The organism is Rhodococcus sp. R1101 (genome assembly GCF_000278445.1).
Lineage (GTDB): Bacteria > Actinomycetota > Actinomycetes > Mycobacteriales > Mycobacteriaceae > Rhodococcus > Rhodococcus gordoniae.
This window is the reverse complement of record NZ_AJVB01000918.1, coordinates 1-549: the sequence shown is the minus strand read 5'-3', so window position 1 is coordinate 549 and position 549 is coordinate 1. Positions and strand designations below refer to the sequence as shown.

Sequence of the window (549 nt, the reverse complement as noted above, 5' to 3'; positions counted from 1 at the left end):
GGTGGTCGTTTCGCCTGGTACTGCGGGTATTTGCGGACGAGCGCGTCGATGCCCGCAGTTCCCTCGGCAGTGTCGGCGTCGTGGACCGTGGCGATGCCGTCGATGCGGACCCACCACAGCTGCGACCAGTCGTCGCTGTAGTGGTCGACGAGCACGCACACCCGTGGGTTCTCGGCGATGTCGGCGAGTCGACGCAGGCGCCGGGTGGATTTCGGCTTGTCGTCGACACAGGTGTGGATCACGTCGCCGTCGAGGGCGAACACGATGGGGACGAGGTGTGGCTCGCCGGACCCGTCGGCGGTGGCGAGGCGGGCCACTCGGGCATCGGCGACACTGCGACGGACGTCCATGCGCCTCACGGTAACCGGACGGTCAGTGTCGGCCCGGGAGATCGACCTCCGGCACCGTCTTGTCGGTGCGTAGTCCTCGCCAGCTCGGATGCCGGAGGCTTCCGCCCGCGTACTCCCGGTACTCGACCTCTCCGACGAGGATGGGCTCCACCCAGTGGGCGCCGTGGGTCTCCCGTGCCGGCGGAGCGACCGCCAGTGG

At 69.4% G+C, this 549-nt stretch carries 2 protein-coding genes; both read right to left on the bottom strand.

Annotated features, from left to right (window positions below; genetic code table 11):
• A partial coding sequence (locus R1101_RS0125215) for a TIGR03668 family PPOX class F420-dependent oxidoreductase (protein WP_016935855.1) occupies positions 1 to 350 on the bottom strand: 350 nt, incomplete at its 3' end.
• Positions 351 to 372: 22 nt separating this feature from the next.
• Positions 373 to 501 carry a hypothetical protein gene (locus R1101_RS28980; RefSeq protein ID WP_442969904.1) on the bottom strand — a complete coding sequence of 43 codons (129 nt, stop codon included), beginning with the start codon at positions 499 to 501 and terminating at the stop codon, positions 373 to 375.
• Between the last annotated feature and the right edge of the window lie 48 nt (positions 502 to 549).